Annotated in this window: 12 protein-coding genes; 1 reads left to right on the top strand and 11 read right to left on the bottom strand. The window is 58.9% G+C overall.

Annotated elements, in window-relative coordinates:
* Positions 1-65 precede the first annotated feature (65 nt).
* Both ASF70_RS17105 and ASF70_RS24055 read right to left on the bottom strand, forming a co-directional pair.
* Positions 66-1,190 carry a tyrosine-type recombinase/integrase gene (locus tag ASF70_RS17105; protein ID WP_156461864.1) on the bottom strand — a complete coding sequence of 375 codons (1,125 nt, stop codon included), beginning with the start codon at positions 1,188-1,190 and terminating at the stop codon, positions 66-68.
* On the bottom strand, positions 1,187-1,354 hold the full coding sequence (locus ASF70_RS24055; protein ID WP_156461863.1) for a hypothetical protein: 168 nt from the start codon (positions 1,352-1,354) through the stop codon (positions 1,187-1,189). The genes ASF70_RS17105 and ASF70_RS24055 overlap by 4 nt, the downstream gene beginning before the upstream one ends.
* Before the next feature lie 377 nt (positions 1,355-1,731).
* Here ASF70_RS24055 and ASF70_RS17100 point away from each other — a divergent pair, with 377 nt between their 5' ends.
* Positions 1,732-1,995 (top strand): hypothetical protein, encoded by a 264-nt coding sequence (locus ASF70_RS17100; protein ID WP_062581381.1) that lies wholly within the window; start codon positions 1,732-1,734, stop codon positions 1,993-1,995.
* A 250-nt stretch (positions 1,996-2,245) separates the two neighbouring features.
* Here the strand turns inward: ASF70_RS17100 and ASF70_RS17095 are convergent, their stop codons facing one another.
* The 9 genes from ASF70_RS17095 to ASF70_RS17055 all read right to left on the bottom strand — a co-directional run bounded on the left by ASF70_RS17095 (position 2,246) and on the right by ASF70_RS17055 (position 6,555).
* On the bottom strand, positions 2,246-2,887 hold the full coding sequence (locus tag ASF70_RS17095; RefSeq protein ID WP_062581379.1) for a metallophosphoesterase family protein: 642 nt from the start codon (positions 2,885-2,887) through the stop codon (positions 2,246-2,248).
* A gap of 87 nt (positions 2,888-2,974) precedes the next feature.
* Entirely contained in the window at positions 2,975-3,280 is a 306-nt protein-coding gene (locus ASF70_RS17090; RefSeq protein WP_062581377.1) for a hypothetical protein, read from the bottom strand.
* Entirely contained in the window at positions 3,277-3,654 is a 378-nt protein-coding gene (locus tag ASF70_RS17085) for a VVA0879 family protein (protein ID WP_062581374.1), read from the bottom strand. Before ASF70_RS17085 ends, ASF70_RS17090 begins: the two co-directional genes overlap by 4 nt.
* Entirely contained in the window at positions 3,654-4,298 is a 645-nt protein-coding gene (locus ASF70_RS17080; protein ID WP_062581373.1) for a hypothetical protein, read from the bottom strand. The genes ASF70_RS17085 and ASF70_RS17080 overlap by 1 nt, the downstream gene beginning before the upstream one ends.
* Positions 4,295-4,504 (bottom strand): hypothetical protein, encoded by a 210-nt coding sequence (locus ASF70_RS17075; protein WP_062581370.1) that lies wholly within the window; start codon positions 4,502-4,504, stop codon positions 4,295-4,297. Before ASF70_RS17075 ends, ASF70_RS17080 begins: the two co-directional genes overlap by 4 nt.
* Positions 4,501-4,917 carry an HNH endonuclease signature motif containing protein gene (locus ASF70_RS17070; protein ID WP_062581368.1) on the bottom strand — a complete coding sequence of 139 codons (417 nt, stop codon included), beginning with the start codon at positions 4,915-4,917 and terminating at the stop codon, positions 4,501-4,503. The genes ASF70_RS17075 and ASF70_RS17070 overlap by 4 nt, the downstream gene beginning before the upstream one ends.
* On the bottom strand, positions 4,914-5,156 hold the full coding sequence (locus ASF70_RS17065; protein WP_062581366.1) for a hypothetical protein: 243 nt from the start codon (positions 5,154-5,156) through the stop codon (positions 4,914-4,916). The genes ASF70_RS17070 and ASF70_RS17065 overlap by 4 nt, the downstream gene beginning before the upstream one ends.
* The gene (locus ASF70_RS17060; RefSeq protein WP_062581364.1) at positions 5,153-5,596 is read right to left on the bottom strand and encodes a recombination protein NinB; all 444 of its coding nucleotides are present in this window, start codon (positions 5,594-5,596) and stop codon (positions 5,153-5,155) included. The genes ASF70_RS17065 and ASF70_RS17060 overlap by 4 nt, the downstream gene beginning before the upstream one ends.
* Before the next feature lie 2 nt (positions 5,597-5,598).
* On the bottom strand, positions 5,599-6,555 hold the full coding sequence (locus ASF70_RS17055; RefSeq protein WP_062581362.1) for a recombinase RecT: 957 nt from the start codon (positions 6,553-6,555) through the stop codon (positions 5,599-5,601).
* Positions 6,556-6,701: the final 146 nt, after the last annotated feature.

Below are 6,701 nucleotides of genomic sequence, written 5' to 3'. Positions count from 1 at the left end.
AATGGTTAGAGCCGGCGGCTCATAACCGCTTGGTTGGGAGTTCGAGTCTCTCCGGGCCCACCACCTCAATTCTTAGTTATTGATATCGCTACACTATCTGGAATATTCCCCTCACAAGAATTGCTGAGAGGGGCAAGCTCGTTCCCGAGCTGTTCGCTGACGATGCGTGAAGACTTCACTCCAAGGCGGGCTCTGTCCGCCTTTTTGGTGTAAATTTCAGCCTGTTTCGAATTCGACCAGCCGAACTGGCTCATCAGTTCATGCGCTGTTGCGCCGCCATTTGCGGCCATCGTCGCTGCCAGCTTCCGTAAACCATGCGTATTTTTTTCGAGATTCGCTTTCCTTGAGGCGTCCCCGAACCAGTTTCCAAACCCTGGGACCGAAAATGGCTTCCCATAATCAGTCACCAAGAAATGGAGATCGCCGGTCTGCGTTGCCGCGATGATGTCGATCACGCGCTGCGGAAGCTCGACAGTGATTCGCGCTGATGTCTTCGTAGTGGTGATCGAGAGGGTATTGCCGCGCATGTGTTGACGTCCGATGCGGACCAGGTCCGACCGCCTTAGCCCAGTATGCATGGCGAGCTCCATCGCCAGCCGCTGTTTAGTACCGATCGGCCATTTGATGCAGAATGCCCGAACGTCCTCGATCTCCCACGCCGGGAAGCCGTCACCCTTCAGCTTGAAGCGCTCCGCTCCTTCTGTAGGGTTGATCTTCATGTGGCCGTTCTTGACGGCCCACCGGCATAGAGCAGACATCGATTTCAGATAGTTGTTTGCGGCTGCCGGCGTCTTCGCTCGATCTTCCATGCCTGCACGCACGGCTTTGTCCGTGATCAGGGCGTAAGGCTTCATCCCGATCTTGCCGCCGCGACCGTCTGACTTTTCTTTGACATGGAAAAATATGTTGCTGCGCTGCTTCCTGGTCGCCGGCTGGAGGCCTGCCCAGTCTGCGCTCTCCATGTAGCGAGCAATAAGCCATGCGATCGTGTTCGGGGTGTCGCGATCTTTTATCTCGACTGCATTTCCTGCAAGAGCCGCCTGATAAGCTGCACGAAATCTCGTGTCGTTGGGGTCGGGGAGGCGGGTGCGCGTACCTTTTCCGATGCGGAAATAGTAGACCCACGAACCGTTACGGTCCTTTTGCTTGCAGACATAGAGCGGGAGTTTTCGCGGCATGGGATCATTCAAAGCCTGATCTCCTCCTGTTCGTCAACAGCAGCTGGCTTCGCATTGTCTGGCGCGACGCGAAATAGCCGGCCGCCAATCTCGACTTCGACGCGAACACCATCCCTCTTGGCTACCTTTGCCATTCTGCGCAACTCAATCTCGGTGATGATCGCTCGCGCTGTCATGGCCTGCTATCCGTATTAACAGGGGCCGTCTCGCCTGTGAGCCTTATTGAATCGTTAACCGACGCGGCGCATGACTTACGTGCTTCAAGTTGTGAGAGACAAGAAGTAGTCGGCAGGCTTGCTTCACTCAGCACGGGCAAGTCTGCCTTCTTTGGACCTTGTAACGGCAAGGCGTTCTGCGACTGTTCGCTATCGGTTCTAACGCTGCTCCAGGCGCCTAAAACAGCAGTGCCTGCTTGTTCCGTGCCCAGCCTCATGTTTGTTGATCGGGTTAGCGCGACAGAGGCCTTGGCGCCGTCAACCGGTAGCGGAACACCTATTGAACTTGCAGTCCGAAAGAACTCGGTGCACTGTCGGTGCTTGAAGCGAGAACGCACTTGTCTGACTGGGATGCCGAGCAGTTCTACGACGAGAACGACCATAGCGAAGCTAGCTTCACCATACAGACAAAGCCCATAACCTACATCGAGAGCTGGCTTCCGGTTGTTCTGCGGGCGATCATCCGTGACGAGCTGACCGGCTACGGTTTTAACTGCATCGTTCACACCGTCGATGGATCGGTCCTCCTCACTGCAGGGCAGTATTTGGAGCTTCTCCATATCCAGGAGAGAAAGAACGCCGAGACCTTTGGAACGCGGTAGATTATTCATCGTCTCGTCCCGACGTCACTCTGCACGGGTGGTGTGCCATAAACAAGCAACTGCTGCGGAACCCCAACGCCGCCATCAGGTTGTCCTTCTTTAGGAGAATCTAAATTGGGCTCGTATCTAATAGCGTTCGCAGTTTCTGTCGGGCTCTTAGCAGCTGTGGTGCTCTGGGCATTTCTCACCCGCGTTTCTCCTCCTGATGATCCAAGCTGATTCGACACGGGCGCTGGATGTTCGGTGTTACTCATGTTGCCACCTTGATGAACTCGATGGGAGCGCCTGGCGTGTCGTCATCAAAGACTGCCGCCGTAAGAAAGCCGCCGAAGACGCAAGCGCTGTCGATGTTGGTGCGGTTCCCGACCGTCTTCGGGTTCTTGTCGGAGGGAGTGTGTCCGTGCACAAGATGCTTGCCCCAATAATTGCCTGAATAGTCGTGAGGAACTCGAAGCCAAAGAAGATCGCGTTCAGACTGCCGGTCGAGCGGGAACTCGGGCGACACACCGGCATGTGCGAAAATGCGATGCTCATCCACATGGATGGCAGGAAGCGCCTGCGCCCAAGCCAAACAGTCGTTGGGAACTCGGCCGCCGAAAGACATTTCTGTATCTAAGCCACCGTTGTCGAGCCACCAAGAACGCTCGCTTCGGCCCGCATAGACGCCGCACATCATGTCTTCATGGTTGCCTTTAAGGCAGATCCAGTTCCACCCAGGCTTCGGCCCGTCCATGAGTCGCTTCAGCACGTCGTCGCTTCTTGAGCCCCGGTCGATATAATCGCCAAGAAACACTATGGTGCCGGATGCAGCGTACGCCTCGATCCCAGCAATCATCCGTTCCATTGCTTCGCTGCACCCGTGGATATCACCGACGGCAAATGTGTAGCTCATGCCCCACCTCCATTCTGCTTCTTGTAGTCAAAGTTCGACCAGTCGAGGCCTGCTTGCTCGTTTCGGGCGGTGGGTTCTTGGTGTCGGTCATGCTGCCGTCCTCGGCTGAAAAATTGGCGCTGTTTCGATGAAGGCTTTCGCTTCGGGAAAGCCACACGCGGCGAGATATTCCATGCCCCAACCCTCCAGAAAGTCGCGACCAGTGAGCGTCGAGCCACCGAACGGCTTTGCTGCGCAATCTTCGTGCATGCAGCGGGTGGCCTTGCCGACGACGCGAGCCATGATCACGGCTTCGCCCTCGACAATGATCTTCCGGCAGCACTGACAGCGGTGACTGTGTTTGCGTCGGACCGAAGAGTAGACGGCCGGCCAAAGAGGAAGAGGCATTTTCATGATTGGCCCTCCGTGGTGGCGAGGGCGGCTTCGAGCGCCTGCGCCTCTTCTGGTGTCGCGACTTCGAAGTGCGGATGCGCCTTGCCCTCGTCGTCGATGACTTCCATTTCATGCAGCCGGAACAGTCCCCCAAGGGTCCAGTTGCAGGGATCGCCATCTGGCTCTTTGCGCGGGCTCTTTGCGCTTGTCATGCGACCAATACAGGAGAAGCCGATTTGCCTCTCGGCGGTCTCCGTATCAGCGCCGGCGCGTGCGAAGCTTGTTATTGACTGCACGGTCTTGCACATGGGGCACTTGAACGCGGCGTGAGAGCGGTCGGACACGTCCTGGGCCTTGATGCGAGCGCGGAACTCGTCGAGCTTGATCGTTTCCATCAGCGTGAGCCCTCCGTGGTAGCGCGATCGTCAGCAACCTCTACGATGACGTGCTCTTGGTTGCGGGTATGGCTGAACGTCGAGCAGGTAAACTTGAGACCGTGCGCTGCCTGCCATTCGTCGCACGCGCGTTTGACGCGCTCTTCAAGGTCTTTCCCTTGCTCTTGGGTGCATTCGAACCAAGGGCCGTCATCGTTTTCGCTGGACGTGCGATCACTGTCAGCCATGCTCTCTTCGGCACGTTCTAGAAGCTCATCACTCTCTATCCAGTCGGCCAGTCGCAACGGATCTTGACGCGCTTCGACGATATAGAAACCGAGGTTCCATCCACCTTCCTCGTGCTGGAATTCTCCAAGGCTGTCGTTGGTCGCTGCCTGGATGATCGCTTCGCGGGTGTCTTCTGGGCCGACTGTGCACCATTCCTTGGTGCTACCAGCCCACCATTGCCATTTTGCTTCCATGGCCGGCACATGCATATCGGGCGCTGGGGTATCAAACTGCTTGTTCTGTTCAGTCGCGTAGAGTGGCTGGGCGTCGGACGGCAGATCCGGCTTCCGATCGTGGCCCGTGATGTAGAGGCAGCCGTGCTGATCGTACCAGTACCAGGCGAATGGCTGGCTGGACTGCTTGTTCTGTTCGGTCATGGCTGGCCCCCAAAAATCGTTACATTCGTTGTGTCGTCCTCGCTTGCCACGCGTTCCCCGCTGAAATTCGCGCAGTAGCTTCCGATCGCCCGCCTGAGGACTGCTTCAGGTGAGGCCTCCATACGAGCTGCGAAAGACCGGATCGCGTTCTGCTGGTCTTCGGTGAGCGTTAGCGGCGTGATGGGCTGGCGCTTCTGTTCGGTCATGGGGATTCCTCGCGGTATAGCTGGGGACGGGGAAGGGGAGGCATGCCCTTGTTCGGGGTGCCTCGATCGGGCTTCTCGGATTTCGCGAATGGCGCCGACTTGATGGTCTGTTTCGGCCTCGTGATGCCGATGTGCTTCTTGCGGATCGCCGCTACCCTTGCCTTTTCCGCAACGTCCTCTGCCGTTTTTGCGATGTGACACTTGCGGTGCGCGGGCTTCAGGTTCGTTTCACGGTTTTCGCCGCCGTTGATGAGCGCTTGGATATGATCGAGATCCCAAGTCTCGCCGGGTGCAATAGGCCGGCTGCAGAGATGGCAGGCGTTGTTCTGTCGCTTCATGATGCGGTCCCGAACGCTGCCAGGCGCGCGGTGGTCGTCCGTCTTGCCAATCCACTCCGCCACTGTGCGCGTCATACCTGCCTCCCGATCTGTGCAGCCAGCTTCGATAGCTCGGCAAGCTGCTCTGCGATCTGGGCAAGGCTCATAGGCGCCGGCCCCGGCACTGGATCGGGGATAGGTGCTGCCAGGCGATCGTCATTCGCGGAGACGAGCTCGACACCCCATTTCGAGGCGAACCGCTTCCGCTTGGCTTCCATGACCGGTGCGAATGGATCGGGAGCGCCGCGCGTGTGCGCTTTGACACTGGTGCTCATGCTGCTCTCCAATCGTTTGCGCCCTCATGGAAGCCGCCACGGATCGTCTCGGTGAGATGGATTCCGTTCGTGTCGCAGAAGGCGATCGCGTAGGTGATGAGGCTCGCGGCGCGACCGACCGACATGCGGGCGGTGCTCTCGCGAATGTTGACGAACTCGTTTTCGAGGCCGGGGATGATCTCGACCTCGCCGGCTGTCGCAACGGTATGCCCGGAGACGAGCAAGACCTTCCAAGCTTCGGCATCCCGGCGCTTTCCAGCCCACGTCATCTGCGAGCTGGCTATGTCGGTGCAGATCGCATGAAACTTTGCGTTCTGGTCTCCGCTGCGCGTCTTCGGCCCGATGCTGATCGCGCTGCCTTCGTCGGCAGCTGCAACAGCGGCGAGGGCGTTCGCGCGCACCTTGTCGTTGATGAGGATGAACCGTTGGCGGTGGGTCATGATCAGCCGCCGTTCATGGGGTGGAGCTGCGCAAGACGCCGCGTCTTTATCGAGAACGCCGCATCGATCATGTCGGCATGGCCCTCGCTTTCCAGCGTGGCCGGCGCATCGAAGTCGTTCCAGATCTCCTCGACGCTGGCTTCATCCGCCGCGCTTCCGAGCGCCGTTTCGATTTCCTCGAGATAGCCGCCAAGATCGAACTGATCTTCACCGGCATCTTCCTTGGCCGGCTCGGCTTCGATCGTCTTCGCGGTGGGCGGCGCTGGCGGCTTCGGTGGCTTAGGAGGCGTTGGGCGGCTTTCAGATGCCGGGGTTACGTCCCGCATCTCGTCGGCGTCTGCGATCTCGCGCGCTTCGAACTCGTCGCGGATGCCGCCAAGGACGTCGCCGAACAGTTCGCGAAGGCAGTAGCCGGCCGCGCGCCATGCAAGCATCCGCTTCGGAAAGCGATACCAAGGGCTGTCATTTGGCTTCTGCTCGTTCTTCTTGTCCCACTTGTTCCACTTCGTGACGACGGCTTCAGTCTGCCACAGGCCAGCCCGAACGGCGTCGTCCTGGCTGAACTCGACGCGCTTGTCTTCGCCGGTGTCACTCCGCTTCGCTTCACAGAAGCCAATGAGCTTGCCGTTGACCTCGTCGCATCCGGTCCGCAGGTAGGTGACCTTACCGGACATCCGGACGACGTTGATCAGGCCATCGCCATAGAGCGCTGGCTTGCCATTGATGACGGTGAAGCTCCGCAGGCTTACCATAGGCTTGAGGCCGAGCTCGGCGCCGGACATGATGGCAACGGCGACGGCAGCTGCCGCCGCGTCACCTTCGAGCTTGCCGACAAGGGCGGAAGGCGCGAGGCCCGAAGCGACGACGGCGCGAGAGACACGCATCGTTTCTTCGAAGGTCTGCGGCACAATGGCCATGACCTGGCCGCCGGCGGATAGTGCAGGTACGTGAGCATTCATCAGGCAGCCCTCTGTTCAGATTTGATCGCCATGCCGGCCAGCTCGACGCCGGAGCGCGCCGCGCGGTTTGCCAGCGTCTCGACAACTTCGCGGATCTCCGCCCGGTCCTTCAGCGCAAGCAGAAGAGCGTCGAAATCTGTGATCTC

Source organism: Rhizobium sp. Leaf321 (assembly GCF_001423215.1).
In the GTDB taxonomy this organism is placed as follows: Bacteria; Pseudomonadota; Alphaproteobacteria; order Rhizobiales; family Rhizobiaceae; genus Neorhizobium; species Neorhizobium soli.
The sequence above is the reverse complement of the archived record's forward strand: the minus strand, read 5'-3'. Positions and strand labels throughout refer to the sequence as shown.